Origin of the sequence: Yersinia rohdei ATCC 43380, assembly GCF_000173775.1 — a bacterium.
Lineage (GTDB): Bacteria > Pseudomonadota > Gammaproteobacteria > Enterobacterales > Enterobacteriaceae > Yersinia > Yersinia rohdei.
Genome location: NZ_ACCD01000001.1, coordinates 19,088 through 39,225, shown reverse-complemented (window position 1 = coordinate 39,225; position 20,138 = coordinate 19,088). Strand labels below are relative to the sequence as shown.

The window sequence follows — 20,138 nt, the reverse complement described above, 5'->3', positions numbered from 1 at the left end:
TCAATATTATCAGTTACCAATCAATAGGGGATTGACCGATGGGTACTCCTGCGGCTTACACGGCGATGCCCCATTTGGCACATTTCCCCGCTTCAACCTTGCCAGCAAAACCTTGTCAGCAAGTTAAAGAGCCACCTTAGTGGCCCTTATTATGGACTCAATCGTAACATACCCGCGCAGTGGGTTATTCAACTGCCTCTGGGTCTTCATTACATTCAATCGGGCAGGTAAATCCTTCGGGTTTAATCGCCAATAAATCACATTTAAGATGGTCGATCACATGTTCTGTCGTATTACCGATAAACGCGGCAGATAGCCCGGTACGGCCCAACGTTCCCAGCACCACCACCCCAGCGCGTAAATGTTCAGCCAGATCAGGGATCACCTCTTCAGGTAACCCTTTCTCCACATGAGTGAATTTTTCATCAATGCCAAACTGCTGGCGCAAGGCTTTCATTGCCACCAAATGCTGACCACGAATAGCATCGTTATAGATGCTCGGGTCAAAATCTGGCAATTCAATAGCGATATTGATAGGCGTTACCGGATAGGCGCTAATCAAATGTACCTGAGTTTGGTTGACATGCTCGGCCAGTTCTCGGGTTTCTTTGACTAAACGTAAATTCAGTGGGTCATGCAGGGGGTCTTCACTGGAAAGGTTGACGGCCACCAGCGCGGTGCCACCTTCCGGCCAAGGTTGGTCTTTCACCATCCAGACCGGGCAGGGACATTTACGTAATAAATGCCAATCAGTCGGAGTGAAAATAATAGATTCCAAACGATCGTGTTGATGGGCCATTTTCAGCAGTAAATCATGCTTGAATTTCAGCACTTCCTGAATAATGGCTTCATAAGGCCGATTGTGCCATACCACTTTAATTTCAATCGGGACGCCAGCTTCAATATAAAACCGACATTGCTCGCTTATCCATGCCGAACGTTGGCTGATAACCCCTTTACGCATTGCGGTGCGCTCATCGGGAGAGAGCAGGGTAGTCATGTCATATGACAGATCGTAAATAGCTAAAAATGCCTTAATGGTGCCGCCATTACGCTGAACAAGATAAACAGCACGTCTTAATGCAGGTTGATCATCCTGATTGGGGTCAATAGCAACCAGAATATTCTGATACTTTGCCATAGAGTCTCCTTACAACCGTGAATTAACAGTATGTTAGTTAAAGAGTAAACCATGAAAGTGAAAGAAGACAGGTGGTGAGCGAACCAGACAAACAAATATCCTTCACCTTTAAAGTTGCAGGCGCGTTCTCCGCTTGCCTGCAACTTGAAGTCTGTTGGATCTTATGGGGCAAATTTTTGATTTAGAGACTCGGTTTTGGGTTACCCGCCAACAGCCCCAGCGCTTCCGTATTTTCAATCGTGATGTATTTGCCTTTCACACTCAGAATTTCACTCTTCTGGAAGCGGCCCAATAAGCGGCTGATGGTCTCTACTGTCAAACCTAAGTAGTTACCGATATCACCGCGCGTCATGGTCAGACGAAACTCACGTTGAGAAAAACCACGTTGGGCAAAGCGGCGTGAAAGATTATAGATAAAGGCGGCCAGACGCTCTTCTGCATTCTTTTTGGAAAGCAGTAAAATCATGTCTTGATCACCTTTGATCTCGCCACTCATCAAGCGCATCATTTGCTGGCGCAAATTTGGCATTTTACCGGATAAGTCATCCAGTGTATCAAATGGAATTTCACAAACCATTGATGTTTCCAGCGCCTGCGCAAAACTTGGGTGCTGCAGATTACAGATAGCATCAAACCCGACTAAATCGCCCGCCAGATGGAACCCGGTAATTTGTTCATCACCTTCTTCGGTAATGGTATAACTCTTAATGGTCCCGGAACGGATGGCATACAGGGATTTTAGCTCATCACCCGCTTTAAACAGCGCCTGTCCTTTCTGGATAGGTTTTTTCCTTTCAATGATATTGTCGAGCTGATCCAGCTCATTTTCATTTAAGGTAAACGGAATACAGAGCTGGCTAATACTGCAATCCTGACAATGAATTGCACAACCACCAGACTGAATACGTCGGATTACACGTTTTTCCGGGATCATCGGGTATTCCCATTAATATTGATATGCGTCAATTTTAACATCTTTTTTTGCATCTGATAAGAGTAACAATAGTTAGTGGGCTAAAAGATAACCCTCGTGCATTAATAACCAACGTTTTCTTTCTACACCACCGGCATAACCCGTCAAGGCACCTTGCTGCCCAATCACGCGGTGGCAAGGGACCACAATAGAAATAGGGTTCAGGCCATTGGCCATCCCAACGGCCCGTGAAGCGGTCGGGCGATTAATTCTTTTGGCTAATTCGCCATAGGTAATTGTTGTCCCGCAGGGGATTTTTCGCAGTTGATCCCACACCTGACGTTGAAAATCAGTACCGGCTGTTTTAACCGGCAAATTATCAATAACACTGAGTTCACCGGCAAAATAACGTTGCATACTGTCGCTCAACCCACCGGGATTACGTTTTTCGACCAACGTAAAGCTATCCACACCATAATGATTGCGGAGCAACTTCATCAGCCGCTCATAATGATCAGTCCAATCAATGGCGCGCAGTCGATGTTCTTCATCGGCAATCAGCAGCAGTTCCCCTTGAGGGGTTACCATGCGATCAATTAAAAACGTTTCCATAAATCTCCGTTTCCTTGAAGCCTTTGGTTGACGAGAATAAGGTTGATGAAAAATTTCGCGGTAATTATGACATGAAAAATAGCATCAAGAGATATCTAACCGGCCAGAAAGACTAAACCGATGCTTAATTGCGGCAGTCATCGCATAACCGCAATGCATCTGGCACAGGCCTGGGGGGCAGCGCGGTTATTAACATGCCGCAAAATAAGTGACGCAGTATTCATTAGTGCGAAAAATAGCCGTTTTATCCTCATTATTAGGTTGGGTTTATGACTCGCGATGATTAATATGAAGTTATTCAGTTCCGAGTCCGTCGGGGCGACTGCACCTATTAGCTCGCTGGGCGCTTATGTGGCCAGGAGCCATGCGGCACATTTCCCCTCGTCAGCAGTCTGTTATTATGCGTTTTTTTCGCCATTTTTCATTTATCACTCGCTATTTATGACACAACAATAAGGTGGGTCATCACATGGAATCCAAACCGGTGCGTATCCTCATCAGTGCCTGTCTAATGGGAAAACCTGTCCGCTATAACGGCACGGCGCTGGCGGTGGGTGATGAAATAGTTCAGCGCTGGCAGGATGAGGGCCGACTGGTGTTGGTATGCCCTGAATTAGCAGCAGGAATGCCGGTGCCGTGCCCTCCGGCCGAAATTCAGCAAGGTAATGGCGAGGCGGTATTACAAGGTCAGGCGCGGGTCATTGAACAATGGGGCAACGACGTCAGCCGCGAATTTCTCCAGGGCGCTTATCACGCCTTAGAAATGGCGAAAAAGCATCAATGCCAAGTGGCTATTCTGACTGAAGGCAGCCCATCCTGTGGCAGCAGCTATATTTATGATGGCCACTTTAGTGGCACTCAACGTACCGGCCAAGGTGTGACCACGGCCTTATTACGCCGCCACGGAATTACCGTATTCAGCCATCATCAACTTGAACAGGCGGATGATTTTTTGCGAAGCCGTTCGCAAAATAGTTCGAAGGCTGAACAAATGTCATAAAAGCTCGATATACTGTATGCATGTACAGTAACCCTGTGGCATCGTCTCTTTAGTCACTTAATTTTTATTAGAACCATTAAGTCGAGGTAGCGATATGACATTTAAAATAGTTGAGAAGCACCCGCAGCAGATCCTGAGTATTCGGTTAGTTGGCCCTTACCATGAAACTATCCCGCAAGGTTTTAAGCAACTTTCCGCCCTCTATACTGAGCACCACATTCCAGGTAAAGACTGGTTAGCTCTTTACTGGGACAACCCAGAGACCAATCCTCCGGCGCAATTGCGGGCTGATGTTTCCTTATCGGTGGCACCTGATTATGTCTTACCAGAGGAACTCCGCGACCAACTGCAATTACAGGTAATCCCAGGTGGCCTGTACGCGGTATACCACACTCGTGTCACAGATGATGATTATGCCAAAGCGTGGAGCGAACTCTATCACCGGCATCTGCCGCAAAGTGGCTATCAACCGGCCGAAGGCGCATGTTATGAGGTCTACCTCAATGATGGCACGGTGGATGGCTATTTTGATATCGAAATTTATCAATCAGTCACGCCAGTATAATAATGTTTAACACTGGCCGGGCTGACCCGTTCGGCCAGTGATAGCTAGGCGGATGTTAGCCAATCTAGTTCTCATCCTTGGGGGAGGGCCGGGGATAGGCACCGCCACCATGCTTTCCAGACCGCAATCACTTATTTCTCCCGGCGATGCATAAAGACTCCCCCCGCAAGGGTATTGCGGGCTTCCCCTTTATTTAATCCCGGTTTAATCCCGTCTGCACTCATCGAACGCTGGGCTGGATCGCGCAACGAGGCCAGTATAAATATACTCCGCTCGAAGAGGCCAATGTGCCTTAAGGCTTTTGCAAGACCATGTTCTTTGCAACAAGCTGCAATTTGTAGCCTTCAGACCACCTTGAACTAATTATAAGAAATCGTAAAACTGATATCGGCATTAGCACTGCCATCAGTCACTTCTCCCGTTGACATATAGGCAGCGTAAAAGGCCAATGTCGTTTTTCCATTCACGGTCACACTTTTTCCTGATGTCTTTGAGTTTATAGGAATAATAGTTGTTTTATCGTTATCATAAAGCGCTATCCCTACATTATTAGCCCCACCCGACTGCACCGCAATCAGTTGAGTATTCTGCGAGTTCATCTCACCTTCGAACATTACCTGAACGCCATTATAGTTCGCTGGGCAATTATCAAGCGTGATCTCAAAGGGTTTCAGTGGTGTTGTTTTCCCCACGTTATCCAGAAATTTAGTGCTATACGTGCCTAAATCCACTTTCTGGTTATTACCCGAGGTCACGATGCATGAACCATTCTTGATAGTCCCGCTGATATTAAATATCACATCCGCAGCCTGTGTTGCAGATATTGTCATCAGTGGCAGCAAAAAGAGGCTTCGCCATAATTGGATCATCATATTTTCCTCCGAAAGATCATTATTGATAGGAAAAAGTGACCGTGGCTGCCGCATTGGCATCACCGGGTGTGACTGTTTCTTCAGTACGAATATATTTAAACCGCAGTGGTATAGACACAGCCTGCCCACTACTGGAGGTTTTGCTGCCAACTTGAAATTGGTTCAGGTTACCTTTGGATGATGTGTCCAGTCCCAAAGGCTTAGCGGTGGCTTGGTTATTATAAAAAACCTGTACCCCCACCCCTGTAGCGGTAGAGTCTGGCGAAAGCTGAATAATGTTAGAGGTGTTACTGGAATTCGAGGCATCAGAAATGGTCATCCACGGCACGACTCCCGAGTCACAACTCAGTTCGACATTAGTACTAAAATCACCAAAATTCTTGCTGATGGCGGGAAGATCATTCGTCATAAAGGCGCCTAAAGGAATTGGCACGTTTTTAGCAGTATTAACTTCACAAGAAAGTGCAGCAACAATAATGGCCGTTGTATTCACTCTTATTGATGATGACTGGACAAGCGCATTATTTAAATAACAATTGAAGTTTGCAATTTTCTGTCCTGTGAAAGTATTGGTTCCGTTAGGTAAAAAGCCCGGTATTTTAACAAATGCAAAGCGAATATTTGCCCCTAAATTATTAACCGGCTCAGTTTTACTGCCAAAAGGATACACTACCACCTCTGCCGAGGTTAATGGTGCCCAAGCCGGGGCCGCAGTGTCTTTCGCCCCCATAACCCAGCCAATGCCATCAATATTACTGGAAAAAATAGTATAAGTTACTCCATCCAGTACCGTTGTATAACCTGATTGTTGTGATGCTGAAACAATAACACCTTTGTTCTTTTGCTTTTGCGTTTCTGAAAGTGGGCAAAATTGAACGGAGTCCGTTGCATTCCATGTCCCAGTTAATAAAGTAAGATCGGTAACAGCATCAGCTGGATTTTGATAGTTTATTGCTTGAACTGATAAATTAGCGTCAAGGCTATATGCTGGAGAAATAAAAACGGCTGGAATAAGTAACGATATAAGTATTTTTTTCATGATGTTTATCTCAATTCGACATGAGTGGCTTATGTAAAATTAAATTTATTTAATTGTGCATTCGGATATTATCTGCAATACAGAGATATCCTTATTTTTTGGCAAAGAGAAATCTGCTTCACACTGTTGTTCAGGCCGCTTCCCCCATATTACGAGCAAGCGACCTTTATCTGGCAGCCCATTAAGATAAACTTCACTATTATCCCCCACGATCCCGCTGCTCACATTTGATGAGTCTAATTTATCCTCTGTCATCAATGTCGCAATGGCACCAAAAGGAACGGTAGTACCTCGTAAATTAAGTTTGATCAACGCACGCCAGCCCACTTGAGTCTTAAAATCCGCCCACACAATTGCACCGCGCGTAGGGACAACGCTAGCACTGCTATTAACGAGATCAACATTATCTCTGAGGCTATCTACACCCAGCTGGATTCGGTTACGTTGATAAGGTGTTAAATAAGGAACCACAGCATAGCCTTTCGCATCCGTTGATACTCCGGAGGCATTCTGAACCACAACATCATCTGCCTCTGGCGCCCGGACAATGGCGAGCGTCTCGCCTAAGGTCTGCGCTAGGGTCACGCCATCGCCATGAAGCACTACACCGCCTTGCACGCCATAGTTCAGGCGTTGTGAATCACCGCTATAGCTATAGCCACTGTTAACCGTACCATTGCGGCCTTTGTAAGCGACCGCAGCATTAGCGCTGCCGTTTTCTCCTTTATTACCGTAACTTTGCTGAACGTTGTAACTCAATGCGTTTTCCATCGCATTACCGCTAACACCCACTTGCATATTTGTGGCGCCGTTGTTAACGCTACTCATGCTAGTATTAACGCGGCTGTTTGGTAAAAATGCGTCGAACGGAACGCTGAAATTAAATGCAAATATCTGGTTAGAACGCTGGTTTCCGGGCCTGCTACTATAGGTATAGTTCACACCATAGGTAACAGAGTTCCAACTAGTGTTATAACCAGCTCCTATTGTTTTTTCTTTACCGGAATAATTCCAAAAATCTTGCTGGTAACCATTTAAATAAATCGAACCATAATTATTTAACGATTGGCTAATATTAACCTGCATACGAGATCGTTTATTAGTCCGAGCCTGAGGTTGATAGTAATCATTCGCCTCGGAGAAATCATAATATCCCTCAGTCGAGTAGCGATAGCCGGCCAATGTAATAGCTGTGCCACTACTTAGTAAATTTTTTGCATATTGAAAGCGGTAAGACTGCCCTTGATATTGGGATTGTTTTTCCTCGCCTAATTTAGTATTGGACTGGGTAACATCCACAGAAAATGCTCCCGCGTCCCCCAAATTCAACCCCGCGCCTAAGGCCAACGCATAGTAATCATTAGAGTATAAGCCGCCACCATACAGTGTCGTATTCCATGGAAGGCCATATATCAGCGTTGACTGGACAAAGTTCGGCTCTTTGGTTGTGGGGAAGCTTGCCCGATACTTGCCGCTACTTAACGAATATTTAAGCTGCCCATCGCGTTGCATGATAGGTACAGATGAAAATGGTGTAACGAAAGTCTGCGTACTGCCGTCCAATTCTTCAACTGTTACATTCAGGTTGCCGCTGGCAGAGGTCGGGTAGAGATCGGTAATTTCAAATGGCCCAGCAGGGACATAGGTCTGATAAATAATAGAACCGCTTTGCCTGATGGTGACTTTAGCATTGCTTTGGGCAATACCTCTCACCACCGGCGCGAATCCACGCAAGCTATATGGCAACATACTTTCATCGGAAGCCAGCCGTGCGCCTGTAAACTGAAAGCTTTCAAATATATCACCAGGAGAGTTGGTGATACCCAGAGTCATCTGGCTTCTTAAAAACGCAACATCCCGTTCTAAGTAAGTACTGATAGTGTCCCAATGCTGTTTGCCTTCATTGCTTGAGTAAACAGAATAATTGCGTAGGCGCCAAGCCGCTATATTCAAGCCACTGCGGAGAGTTAAAAACTCGGCATGTTGATCTTCTTGCGTATCCTGCCAAGTTTTAGAACCCGTAAAGCCATAACTTAAGGTAAAAGCAGGTATGCCTTGATCCCATAAATCTGGGGAAACATAGCCACGCGCCGTTGTTTTCATCGCAGCTTGAGGAATATTAATCAACAATTTCTGCTGAGAAAAATCAAATTGCGTGGTTGAACCATGGATATAATTTGATATATCAGTAGTAGATGACTCATCAGCAAGAGCAATTAGCTCAGATGATGAATTCGGGTTCACCCCCCATTCAATCAGCTGTTGCTTGGTGACCTCGGGAAGTAGTTGTCCATTGTTTCCAGCAATAAAGTTAATGCTGTTTAATCCAATAAAGTCATTATTGATATAAATATCTACCTTGTATTCACCAGGAAGCTGCCCTTGAGGTTGTGAAAATACAGATAAAGTGTCAACATCAGCAATGTCTTGCATGCCTCTTTTGTCGAGCGCGTTAGGATTAAAATAATCTTCTGCCTGAGCCATCTTACTCAATGTGCCTGAAATAAATATGGCAGAAATAAGCATAGAAAATGACAAGCTGTTGTTTTTTGATAAGCACAAATAAGAAAGTTTTCTGTTGTAATGGGTATTTTTCATAATGGCTCGTGACTGATTAACAAAGCGATCACTTCACTTTTAATGGTTTACTGAAAAACAAATGGCAAGACTAAACAAGACGCCAGAGACTGTGTTACCGGGCTTGCGTGGCTAGTGCACTTTCGCCGCCAAAGTCATTTATTGCGGACCAACTCACCTTCAACTCGTTAGAATTTACTTTCGCGGGCATATCCCACTGCTGTTCACTTAGGGGAGCAATCATTCCAGGATTAGGAATTTTAGTACCATTTACATTTAACTCATTTAAGGAAATATAAAATGGGGTTGGATTATGAGCAGATAGCTTATTTCCAGAAAGATTAAAACTAACCTCTTTATAGGCAACTGCGGCATCTTGGCTATTTAGTGACGCTGGGCGATAAAAAAGTTTAATTCGGCTATTGACCGAAATGTTCAGTTCATTTTTTGCGTTTGGGCTAGATGTAGGAATAGCTTTAATATTTAACCAATAAACAGACTCCCGGTTATCAGGCAAGTCTTTGGTTTTTACAATACGCAGCGCATTGGTTGCATCTGCATTTAAACGAAATAGGGGGGGCGTAATAACAAATGGGATGTCATTATTCTGTTGGTTGCTGTTGGTATTCAGCCATGATTGAATCAGATATGGGGTATTATCCGGGTTACGAATAGAAATTGAACTCTCCTTTTTATCTCCCTGATAAATGACACGAGTTCCACCAATAATTATCCCGGCGTAACTATCAAAGGCAATAAGGACTAACAAAAAAGATAAAAAAGAATTACGGTATTTACTTGGCATGTCATCAACTCTCTTAATAATTATAATAAGCCAAACCATTATGTGGCTTATTATAATTATGATTATATTTGTTATTTATTACTCGTAGGCGATGTCCATGGTGACGTCTGCATTTGCCGCACCCTGACCAACAATGGCATCGGTAGTCATATAGCTGGCGTAAACCGTGTACTGGCCTGATTGCTCGCTCAATGGAATAGACAGGCTACGGCTATTTGGCGTAATAATGTCAGCATTGTTTGTAGAGCTGTAAAGCGCGATACCGACATTGGTCGCGGTGTCGGCACCCGTTTGGGTAGCAAACAGGCTTGGATTCTTAGCGTCGCTTGCACCATTGAACTGAATGTTCGCTTTTGTCATCTTTGGACAGCCTGACAAGTTGATGGTGATGGGTTTCAGGTCAGTGGTCGCGCCAACATTATCTTTAAAATTTGCGGCGGTCCAAGTATCCAATGAAACTTTGACCGAGCTGGTAGCACTCGTAGTGGTACCCGCAATCTTAATTTCGCAAGGTGTATCTGTAAATGCGCCAGTAAATTGAATCGTACCATCAGCAGCAAAAACGGAATTGGTCAGAGCGAATAGTGATGCGGCAATTAATGTCTTGTTCATGTATTAAGAATCCATATGTGAGCTTGTTTTTTTCTATAAAGTAAACCGTTAATGAATAAATGATTGATGCACGTCATTTATGTGTGAATTAAACAGCAATGAGGTATTGAAAAAAATAGGGTGGTTACTTTTGGTTATGTAGGAAAGTTCTTATTTGGATGGATAGCACGGTCGCGCTACTGCTGGCGGTGGGGGCCATGCTGATAATGAGAGGTCTGCTGGCAGAGAGGGGAATCATCTGGAAAGATGAGGATAATGATAATGAATGAATTGTCACTGCAATAAAAACCTGATTGTCATAAAAGCGTCATTCGGCTGCTCTAGTATCCGCTGTAACCAATTAATACAAATTGTATTACTGTTTTACAACAAGGAACTCTACCCATGCAGAACCGCATATCTACTTTGTCCAGCATAGCGTTATCTACCCTGATGTTAAGCAGCTCACTGTTCACCCTTAATGCGGTTGCTGCCGCCACGGGTTTACATGATCGCAGCGCCCAAGGTGATGTGACACAATTTGGTGGTGCTCGCCGCTTGGAAGGCGACCAAACTCAGGCGCTTCGTGACTCGTTATCCAATAAAACGGTAAAAAATGTCATTTTACTGATTGGCGATGGCATGGGGGATTCAGAAATCACTTCCGCGCGTAACTATGCGATGGGGGCCGGTGGCGCGTTTAAAGGCATTGATGCGCTGCCATTGACCGGGCAATACACTCACTATTCATTAGATAAAAAAACGCAAAAACCCAATTATGTCACTGACTCAGCAGCATCCGCGACCGCCTGGTCTTCAGGTGTGAAAACCTATAATGGTGCACTGGGGGTCGATGTATTTGGCAAAGATCACGCCACCTTGCTGGAACTGGCGAAAAAAGCCGGTAAAGCGACCGGTAACGTTTCAACCGCGGAATTGCAAGATGCAACGCCAGCGGCGCAGTTTGCTCATGTCACTGGGCGTAAATGCTACGGCCCAGAAGAAACCAGTGAAAAATGTGGTACCAATGCATTGGAAAATGGCGGGCGCGGTTCAATTACTGAGCAAATGATTAATGGGCGCGCCGATGTCACCTTAGGTGGCGGCTCCGCCTCCTTTAGCCAGTTGGCCAAAGCGGGTGAGTGGAAAGACAAATCCTTGCATGACCAAGCATTAGCTCGGGGCTATGTGATAGTTTCAAATCTTGATGAGCTGAATGCCATCAAACAAGCAGACCAACAAAAACCGCTATTAGGATTATTCAGCCCAGGTAATATGCCGGTGCGCTGGCAGGGGCCGAAAGCCTCTTATCACGGCAATATAGATAAACCACCGGTCGTTTGTGAAAATAATGCCGAGCGAACCAAAGACATTCCAACCTTGGCGGTGATGACGGAAAAAGCCATCGACTTGCTAAAAACCAATAAAAACGGCTTCTTCTTGCAAGTTGAGGGGGCATCGATTGATAAACAAGACCACTCGGCAAATCCTTGCGGCCAGTTTGGCGAAACGGTTGATCTGGATGAAGCGGTGCAAAAAGCATTGGAATTTGCCCGTGCTGAGGGGAACACCTTAGTTATCGTGACGGCGGATCATGCGCATTCTAGCCAAATTATTGAAGTCGATGCGAAAGCACCCGGTTTGACACAAGCCTTAACCACCAAAGACGGCGCAGTCATGGCTATCAGCTATGGCAACTCTGAAGATGACTCCCAAGGCCATACCGGTTCGCAATTACGGATAGCGGCTTACGGCCCACATGCCGCCAATGTGGTTGGTCTAACTGACCAAACTGACCTGTTCTTCACCCTGCGCGATGCGATGGCAATTAAATAACCCTATTGATTAAATAACCCTCGCGACGTAAAAACGTTAGCTTATGAGATACCCCCATCCCGGCCAGCCATGTCCGGGATTTTTCATTTCTGTCATCTGTGGCTTTATCCACCGCCTAAATTATTCGGCTAGAAAACCTCGCCACCTTCAATTGTTATAATAATAACATTCAAACTCGCAGGGTTAAGCCAAAACCCGATTTAACGGCCTTTCAATGCTGGGATCTTTGTCACATACATAACATTTATAGCCTGTTAATGTTACTGCAATAACATTGAATGATAAAAATAGCCTAGAGGAATAACAATGGATATTGCAGTTATTGGGTCGAACATGGTTGATTTAATCAGCTACATTGATGAAATGCCACAGATTGGGGAAACACTGGAAGCACCGGATTTTGAAATCGGCTGCGGCGGCAAAGGGGCTAATCAGGCGGTCGCGGCGGCCAGACTCGGCGCTAATGTGATGATGGTAACCCGTGTGGGCGATGATCTTTTTGCCGAAAATACCATTCGTAACCTACAACACGCCGGGATTGATACTCAATATGTGAAAGCGGTGGCGGGGACCTCCAGCGGTGTAGCGCCTATTTTTGTCGATAAGTCATCACAAAACCGCATTCTAATCATTAAAGGCGCAAATAATCATCTGCTACCCGCAGATATAGATGCTGCTGCCGATGCCTTAAAAGCCTGTCAGTTAATTATCTTGCAACTTGAGATCCCGCTGGAAACTGTCTACGCCGCGATTGATTTCGCGCGTCAGCACCAAATCAAAGTCATTCTTAACCCAGCGCCAGCCTCTAAAGCTCTCGACATTGGCTATGCCTGCCAGTGTGAATTCTTTATGCCCAATGAAACCGAACTGGCTATTTTGACCGGCATGCCAGTGGACAGTCTGGACAATATCTATCGGGCCGGGCGTAGTTTGTTGGATAAAGGCCTGCACAACCTGATTATTACTTTGGGGCACCGTGGCTCGTTATGGATGCATGGCGAAGAAATTCACCATGTGCCGCCTGTCAGTGTTCACGCCATTGATACCAGTGGTGCCGGTGATGCCTTTATTGGTTGTTTTGCTCACGAATATGTTCAACACGGAAATATATTAAAAGCGATGGAAATCGCCTCCGCATTTGCAGCATACAGTGTCACTGGCAAAGGAACGCAACGTTCTTACCCTGACGCGTCGCAATTTATTGATTTTTTAAAGACCCTACACCAAGGAAAATAAAATGCGCCTTAATACCGTTCAACTGCCAGATGGCTATTTAAATAAAACACCACTATTCCAATTTATTTTGCTTTCCTGCTTATTCCCTCTCTGGGGATGTGCAGCCAGTCTGAATGATATTTTAATTACTCAATTTAAGAGTGTTTTTGCACTCAGTGATTTTGCTAGCGCCTTGGTACAAAGTGCTTTTTATGGGGGTTATTTCCTGATTGCGATCCCTGCATCATTGGTCATTAAAAAAAGTAGCTATAAAGTGGCCATCTTAATTGGATTAACACTTTATATTGCTGGCTGTACCTTATTTTATCCGGCATCCCATATGGCAACCTATACCATGTTCCTGGCCGCTATTTTTGCGATTGCCATTGGTCTAAGTTTCCTGGAAACCGCCGCGAATACTTATAGCTCAATGATTGGCCATAAAGACTATGCCACATTGCGCCTTAACATCAGCCAGACGTTTTATCCCATCGGCGCGTTGATGGGTATTGTGTTAGGGAAATATCTGGTATTCCAGGAAGGCGATAGTTTAGCAACGCAAATGGCCACCATGACGCCAGAGCAGATCCATGAATTTCGCCTTAACATGTTAGAGCACACTTTAGAACCTTATAAATACCTGATCTTTGTTTTGTTATTGGTTATGTTGCTCTTTATTATTACTCGCTATCCTAACTGTAAACCACAAAGTGAAAGTGGCAAAAAAGCGACTCAACCTTCTTTAAAAGAAACCCTGAAATACCTGTCCGGTAATAACCGCTTCAAAAAAGGGATTGTAGCGCAGTTCCTCTATGTGGGTATGCAAGTTGCGGTGTGGTCATTTACTATTCGTCTGGCCTTAAATCTTGGTGCATCTAACGAACGAGATGCTTCAAACTTTATGATCTACAGCTTTATTTGTTTCTTTATTGGTAAGTTTATCGCTAACTTCCTGATGACCCGTTTTAAAGCTGAAAAAGTATTAATTGCCTACTCCATTTTAGGGGTATTAACCCTGCTTTATGTCGTCTGCGTACCTGACTTTACCGCCGTATATGCCGCCGTATTTGTGAGTGTATTGTTTGGGCCGTGCTGGGCCACTATTTATGCGGGCACCTTGGATACTGTAGACAATAAATATACCGAAGTGGCTGGGGCGATTATTGTAATGTCTATTGTTGGTGCTGCGGTCGTGCCGGCCTTACAGGGCCTGGCCTCTGACCATTTGGGTTCAATGCAGCAGGCTTTCTTTGTCTCATTGTTGTGCTTCGCCTACGTCGGTTTCTATTTCTGGGGGGAACTGCGCAATAAACAACGGACAAATGCGGCAACATTGGCAAATAATGAATCCTAGTCAAACGGGAGTAAGAATAAATGACTGCTAAAATAATGCTGTTCCGTGAGCAATTCAGCCCTCATGAACAAGAAATTTATCACAGCGATAACTTTACAGTGACCAGCTTTAAATATGCTTCAGGGATTGAAGCATTAAAAATCACCAACTCCCGTGGTTATGTAACGCTTTTACCTTATTACGGGCAAATGATTTGGGATGCAGTATTTGATGGTCACAATCTAAAGATGGATAACATGTTTTCTCAGCCAAGACGGGGAGAAAATATTGTCGATACTTACGGTTGTTTTGCTTTCCATTCTGGTCTGCGGCGCAACGGTTGCCCATCACCTGAAGATGATCATGTGCTGCATGGTGAAATGCCTTGTGCGGAAATGGACAACGCCTGGTTAGTTATCGAGGGTGACCAGTTGGCTCTGACGGGCAGTGTGGAATATGTGAAGGGGTTTGGTGATCATTATTGCGCTCAACCGTTAGTCAGACTAACGGCGGGCAGTGCGCAATTCGATATTGAAATGAATGTCACCAACCTGGCCAGCATTCCAATGCCGCTCCAATATATGTGTCATATGAATTACACCTATATACCCGGTGCCACTTTCCGTCAAAATTTACCGGGTTCAGCATTAAAACTCCGTGAAACGGTTCCTGGTCACGTTAATCCTACGCCGCAATGGTTGCAATATACCCAGCAATTGCGCGAACGCCCGACAGGATTAACCGAATTAAATGAACCCGAGTTTTATGATCCGGAAATTGTATTCTTTGCTGATGACTTATCGCAATATGTCGATAAAGCTGAATTCTTTATGTTAGCCCCTCAAGGGCATCGTTTTGTGACCCGCTTTTCAACGGCGCAGTTTAATTATGGAACGCGTTGGATACTGTATAATGGCGATCAGAAAGTGGCCGCGTTTATTTTACCGGCAACCTGTCGTCCTGAAGGGTATTTAGCGGCGAAAGAAAAGGGCACATTACAGATGTTATCACCGGGAGAAACGCGTCATTTTAGCGTGACAACTGGCGTGGTATAAATAAGCTGTTTTCCGTATGGCGGGCAAGGATGCCCGCACATATCACCCAAGATAGACTGGCGAATATAAATTAAATACGGCCATAAAAGGTCATTCTGGCAGTTTCAGATAACGAAATATCTGGCTGCGCATTATACGCCAGCACCACCAACAGGCGGGTCACCTCTCCCTGTGTGGGTGTCACGCGATGTATGGCATTTCGGCCACGAAATAACACTAAGTCACCTGGCTCAATCTGGAGTGTTTTGGGTGTAATTTGGTGGTTTAATAGTTTTTCTACCCCAGAATAATTCATCTCGCCTTTATCTGCGTCTCTCATCTCCTCAATATATTCAAAAACGCCGCCCGCCTGAGGTTTTTGGACTAATAAGGTAATGGCAAAGGAAGAGTTATCAAAATGCCAACCTAACTCTTGGCCTTGGCTGGCATAGTGTAAATTAATAGAAGAAAGCGAATCCGCATAGGCATAAAGTTGTTCTTCAGCTAATACCTGACACAGAAAATCTTGAAAATCTGTTGCGGTATATAAACTGCGCAAAGCTGAATCTGGCGGGATTTCTTCGTCCGTAATACAGCCTTTTGATGAAGTCACCAACCGATTTCGCGGGTGATCCGCAGCAAAACCGGGATCAGATGGCCTCAAATAAACATTGTGTTGATTTGCGGCATAATAAGCCAAATGCTGATGCTCGATACCGTCCTGTTTAATGCTGTTCAGCGCCTGTGGTAATAAGAAATCGGATAAGACTAACGCCCCATAGCGGGTTAAGGTGTCTTTGCACTGCGCAATGAATGCCGGATCATTGATTGGATTGGCGCTCATATTAATGATGTCAGCGAGTTTCTGCATATAACCCCACAGTAATGTGAAATGTTGTTTGGTTTCTATACCTAACTGTATAGGATTAGTTGTAACCGTGATAACAACAAAAGGTTACTGATAGGTTAAATTTGGCTATCGACAGCGGCATAACCTGTCATAGGTCTTTTATCACTCCCTCATCAATAGAAGGTCGCGAATAATGAAAAGTCTGAAAGCCGTTCGCTTGCCTAAATTGACCGCTATTTTAGCCTTTGAAACGGCCGCCAAGACCGGCAGTTTGGCCAGCGCGGCGGTGCAATTATCACTGACCCCCGCCGCGATTAGTCAGCAAATTCGCCAATTAGAGCAGCATTTGGCCATTCAACTGTTCACCCGGTCAACATCAGGCGTTGAACTGACACCACAAGGCAGCGCTTATCTGGCTTATGTGCAACAAGCATTTGAAACATTACGTATGGCACAACAAAGCATGGCGCGCGATAAAGGTGAGTTATCCCTGAATATCTTCGCGTTACCCGCGCTGGCCAGCCGCTGGCTTAATCCAAATCTGAAACAATGGCTGACCCAATATCCCGATACCGACATTCGGATTCATGCTACTCATGCACCCGTGGATTTCAATCGTACTGCGGCTGATTTTTATTTGGCCTTTGGTGATGAGCATTATCCTCAACAAGAGAAAGTGCGGTTATTTCAAGATTGGGTGTTTCCGGTGGCCAGCCCTGAGTTATTAACCCGCCCTTGGTCTGAGGGTAAAAAGCAGATTAATTACCCCATGATTCAGGTCGATTGGGGTAAAGAAGGGCAGTTTTTACCTGATTGGCATGAGTGGTTGTTGTCTGCGAAGTGGCTGCAATGCACACCTAATCGTGGCCCTATCTACAACTTAACGTCAATGGCTATTGATGCCGCACTGGCGGGTAATGGCATTTTGCTGGGGCAGCAACAGTTGATTAAAAAAGAATTAGCGGATGGGCGGTTAATTCAATTATCTAAACACCAACTGCCCGTGACTAAACCTTATTATTTAATTTATCCTAAGCGAACGTTGGACAAACCGAGAGCCGCGGAATTTATCCAGTGGATGCTGAGTCTTTGCTAGCTGAATGCATAATCAACTGGCATAATCAATATATTGCATGCTTGGATTCGTGGCATCGCCAGATCGCTAGTATTTAAAATAAAACACTGACTTATTATTAACCTATAAATTGCACTTAAGTCTAATTTACAGGACCTCTGTGCTTTTTTTTGCCGTGTTTTATTTATGTAACAGTTAGGTGAAAAAAGCATTATTTATTAAAAATTGCCATTAAAGGCAGAATAAAAATTACTATTTTAAGATAGGGGCATATAAACCATCGTGGCTAAGACAAAATCTACCGGTACCGGCTGGGTTGTCCTACTGATAGTGGCTTTAGGGCTATTTACCGGTATCCCAAGAGAGGCATGGATTGCACTGAGCGCCGCTATCATATGCCTGTTTTTTGTTTGGCGAAATCTCAAAGATGCCAAGTTCCGAACTCGCACACCTATCAACCCGGATGGGCCAAAGACGGCGACGATACCGGATCTGGGGGATTATGATATTGCGTCATTGCCCTTAGAACCAGAGCTGCCGACCACATCGGATGAATCGGATACAAATACCGTCGTTGAAGAAGAAAAAAAACTAAAATCCCAACGACTGGACATCTCGCGCGGTTCGTTAGCCCGTGCCTCCTGGCTTCGCCCCGGTGAATTGGCCGTGGTGGCGGGAATAACTCTGCCCGATGGCATGATTTACGTCGGTAATAAATACAAAAGCAACCGTACTGGTGCCGAGCCGGCGTTTATTAATCCATCGATGGATGTTGCGACAGAAGAAATAGATATTTCATTACCTTTGATTGATAATTCGCCGGATTACTCAACTTGCTCACCAGAGGCGAGGAGGGGATATTTACAGTGGTTATCCGATGGGCGTAAGTCGCCAACTGCAAATATTGGTTATGTTTTTTTATTCTTTTATGGTTTAGAACACCGAGTGCTGATTGATGCCGCAATAGATCCGGTGGCAAAAAAAGAACTCCCTATTATTGAAGCTGAAATTACCCGCCTGCTAAATATATACGGTAAAGATAATACTTTTAATCATTACGCACAGAACTTACTCGTTTATATCTCCAGAGTGAATATAGATGAGAAACTTTATCTTTCTCCACCGCCCCTGGTGCGCGAAGCCTCTACCGAACTGCCCCTGGCGTTACTGGTTGGGTTAGGGCAATTGGCACTTGACCAGAAACCGTTACCGGCGGAATGGGCACAGGCTTGGGGCGAAGCCTCGCCAGAAATCAACCAACATATTTCGATGGTGCATTGCGCGGATGCTTTTTCCACACTGTTCCAGCAACGTTATCAAGAGCAGTATGGCGAAGGTTTTCTGTTACCGGTGAATAAAACTAAATTACAAATATTTTATCGCCCAGCATCTGAAGGCTTGATGGGACAAGAGTTTTTCCAGCAGATAGCCGACCTGCCCAATGTTGCCGTGTGTAAAACGCACCGCGATAAGCTGCGAGCGCTGTTTGAAGCCTGCCAGCAAGATCTTGATATTTATAACCGTTTTGCCAGCATCCATCCTAAAAAGAAAATGTCGTTGGAAGGGCAGTTATTAATGCCAATGATATTATGGTCTGATGCATTAAAAACTGAACTCGAGAGCATCAAAGCTCGTGTGGGTTATGGTTTGCTGATGGTCACCTTGGCTGAGCTGTTTCAACAACTTAGCGCCGCCTGCGGCACCAAACCGTTAGAACGTTTGTCTCGCAGCCATGTGATGGCCTTGACCTATGCATTGGCGGCGTTGCAAATTGGCATTGAACCTGATGTTCGGGCAGATAACCGCACGCCTGTGCTGCAAGATACCGTGGCGCTTTTTCCTATTGAATCGCTGGTTGCTGAATTAGAGACATTTGATATATATCGCGTGACTATGCTGGCGGTGGAACTTGCTTGTGCTGCGGTGACGATTGATGGGCGTATCGGTGAACCTGAATCCATGATATTGACCCGACATATTGATGCCTGGGGTTTTCTGAGTCCGGGCCAACGTATGCGATTAAAAGCCTATCTCCAGCCGGGCATTCGCAAAACGAATACGTTGTTGGCGCTAAAGAATAATCTCGAACCGCTGTCATTGGAGAATCGCCGCATTATTGCCCGCTTCCTGGCCCATTTAATGCAAGTTGAGGGAACAATAACACCACCAGAAGTGAAGTTTCTTGAGCGGGTATATCAACGTTTTTCTTTGGACAGTAAAGGGGTTTATGCCGATCTTGATAGTCGGGCGACGCCGATGACCTTGAGCTTGCCATCGTCGAACACTGAAACTATTACTGATACCGACCGCGTTAATCTGCTGAAAAAAGAAAGTCAGGAATTGGTAAAATTACTCGAGAATCTGTTTATCTCTGAGACTATTCCGCCAGCGGAACCGAGTGAAATTAATCCACAATCGATGACCGCTATCACGGCTAATTTGACTGACAGTGTTGCCACATTCTTGAAGTTGCTCATTTCCCGTGATACGTGGGAGCGGGAGAAATTAATGGATATTGCCTCAGATATGGAAGTTAAACTTGATGACGCCTTGATTGAAATTAACCGAAAAGTCTTAGCCGCGTTTGAATTACCGCTCATCACCGGTGAAGCAACCTTGATGATAAACCGCGATATTTCAGCGGCACTGCTGCTCTAATCGGCACTAAATATAGAGCCTG

General features: G+C 45.0%; 18 protein-coding genes. 8 read left to right on the top strand and 10 right to left on the bottom strand.

Translation table 11 applies throughout. The features are described 5' to 3' along the window. Window positions 1–184 precede the first annotated feature (184 nt). The 3 genes from uspE to ogt form a co-directional block, all read right to left on the bottom strand. The gene (uspE, locus tag YROHD0001_RS16875) at window positions 185–1,141 is read right to left on the bottom strand and encodes a universal stress protein UspE (protein ID WP_004712878.1); all 957 of its coding nucleotides are present in this window, start codon (window positions 1,139–1,141) and stop codon (window positions 185–187) included. Window positions 1,142–1,322: 181 nt separating this feature from the next. Then, window positions 1,323–2,075, bottom strand: coding sequence for a fumarate/nitrate reduction transcriptional regulator Fnr (fnr, locus tag YROHD0001_RS16880; protein ID WP_004712877.1), 753 nt, complete (start codon window positions 2,073–2,075; stop codon window positions 1,323–1,325). A gap of 72 nt (window positions 2,076–2,147) precedes the next feature. Continuing rightward, a complete protein-coding gene (ogt, locus tag YROHD0001_RS16885) occupies window positions 2,148–2,666 on the bottom strand; it encodes a methylated-DNA--[protein]-cysteine S-methyltransferase (RefSeq protein WP_004712876.1) in 519 nt (172 codons plus the stop codon). Window positions 2,667–3,135: 469 nt separating this feature from the next. On the opposite strand from ogt, the gene YROHD0001_RS16890 reads away from it, so the two are divergent. Further along, window positions 3,136–3,666: a 2-thiouracil desulfurase family protein gene (locus YROHD0001_RS16890; RefSeq protein ID WP_004712874.1), complete on the top strand. Its 531-nt coding sequence runs from the start codon at window positions 3,136–3,138 to the stop codon at window positions 3,664–3,666. Between the two features lie 94 nt (window positions 3,667–3,760). After that, window positions 3,761–4,231: a DNA gyrase inhibitor SbmC gene (gene sbmC / locus YROHD0001_RS16895; protein ID WP_004712873.1), complete on the top strand. Its 471-nt coding sequence runs from the start codon at window positions 3,761–3,763 to the stop codon at window positions 4,229–4,231. Between the two features lie 131 nt (window positions 4,232–4,362). On the opposite strand, the gene YROHD0001_RS20920 is transcribed toward sbmC, so the two are convergent. From YROHD0001_RS20920 to YROHD0001_RS16920, 6 genes are all read right to left on the bottom strand, one after another. Then, entirely contained in the window at window positions 4,363–4,566 is a 204-nt protein-coding gene (locus tag YROHD0001_RS20920; RefSeq protein WP_144404266.1) for a Tn3 family transposase, read from the bottom strand. A 24-nt stretch (window positions 4,567–4,590) separates the two neighbouring features. After that, window positions 4,591–5,103, bottom strand: a complete 513-nt coding sequence (locus YROHD0001_RS16900; RefSeq protein ID WP_004712871.1) for a fimbrial protein — start codon at window positions 5,101–5,103, stop codon at window positions 4,591–4,593. Between the two features lie 19 nt (window positions 5,104–5,122). Next, the gene (locus YROHD0001_RS16905; protein ID WP_004712870.1) at window positions 5,123–6,142 is read right to left on the bottom strand and encodes a fimbrial protein; all 1,020 of its coding nucleotides are present in this window, start codon (window positions 6,140–6,142) and stop codon (window positions 5,123–5,125) included. A 45-nt stretch (window positions 6,143–6,187) separates the two neighbouring features. Then, a complete protein-coding gene (locus YROHD0001_RS16910; RefSeq protein ID WP_004712869.1) occupies window positions 6,188–8,740 on the bottom strand; it encodes a fimbria/pilus outer membrane usher protein in 2,553 nt (850 codons plus the stop codon). 94 nt (window positions 8,741–8,834) lie between these two features. Next, window positions 8,835–9,524, bottom strand: a complete 690-nt coding sequence (locus tag YROHD0001_RS16915; protein ID WP_032815837.1) for a fimbrial biogenesis chaperone — start codon at window positions 9,522–9,524, stop codon at window positions 8,835–8,837. Between the two features lie 78 nt (window positions 9,525–9,602). Then, window positions 9,603–10,136, bottom strand: a complete 534-nt coding sequence (locus YROHD0001_RS16920; protein ID WP_004712867.1) for a fimbrial protein — start codon at window positions 10,134–10,136, stop codon at window positions 9,603–9,605. A gap of 384 nt (window positions 10,137–10,520) precedes the next feature. On the opposite strand from YROHD0001_RS16920, the gene phoA reads away from it, so the two are divergent. From phoA to YROHD0001_RS16940, 4 genes are all read left to right on the top strand, one after another. Continuing rightward, the gene (phoA, locus tag YROHD0001_RS16925; RefSeq protein ID WP_032815835.1) at window positions 10,521–11,951 is read left to right on the top strand and encodes an alkaline phosphatase; all 1,431 of its coding nucleotides are present in this window, start codon (window positions 10,521–10,523) and stop codon (window positions 11,949–11,951) included. Between the two features lie 306 nt (window positions 11,952–12,257). Beyond that, complete coding sequence (gene rbsK / locus YROHD0001_RS16930) at window positions 12,258–13,187, top strand: ribokinase (protein ID WP_004712865.1); 930 nt, start codon at window positions 12,258–12,260, stop codon at window positions 13,185–13,187. A gap of 1 nt (window position 13,188) precedes the next feature. After that, complete coding sequence (gene fucP / locus YROHD0001_RS16935) at window positions 13,189–14,520, top strand: L-fucose:H+ symporter permease (protein ID WP_004712863.1); 1,332 nt, start codon at window positions 13,189–13,191, stop codon at window positions 14,518–14,520. Between the two features lie 20 nt (window positions 14,521–14,540). Continuing rightward, the gene (locus YROHD0001_RS16940; protein ID WP_004712862.1) at window positions 14,541–15,554 is read left to right on the top strand and encodes an aldose 1-epimerase family protein; all 1,014 of its coding nucleotides are present in this window, start codon (window positions 14,541–14,543) and stop codon (window positions 15,552–15,554) included. Window positions 15,555–15,624: 70 nt separating this feature from the next. Here the strand turns inward: YROHD0001_RS16940 and YROHD0001_RS16945 are convergent, their stop codons facing one another. Further along, complete coding sequence (locus YROHD0001_RS16945; protein ID WP_004712861.1) at window positions 15,625–16,404, bottom strand: HalD/BesD family halogenase; 780 nt, start codon at window positions 16,402–16,404, stop codon at window positions 15,625–15,627. 172 nt (window positions 16,405–16,576) lie between these two features. Between YROHD0001_RS16945 and YROHD0001_RS16950 the strand changes: the two genes are divergently transcribed. Then, window positions 16,577–17,479 (top strand): LysR substrate-binding domain-containing protein, encoded by a 903-nt coding sequence (locus tag YROHD0001_RS16950; protein WP_004712860.1) that lies wholly within the window; start codon window positions 16,577–16,579, stop codon window positions 17,477–17,479. A gap of 261 nt (window positions 17,480–17,740) precedes the next feature. Then, the gene (locus YROHD0001_RS16955; protein ID WP_004712859.1) at window positions 17,741–20,116 is read left to right on the top strand and encodes a tellurite resistance TerB family protein; all 2,376 of its coding nucleotides are present in this window, start codon (window positions 17,741–17,743) and stop codon (window positions 20,114–20,116) included. Window positions 20,117–20,138: the final 22 nt, after the last annotated feature.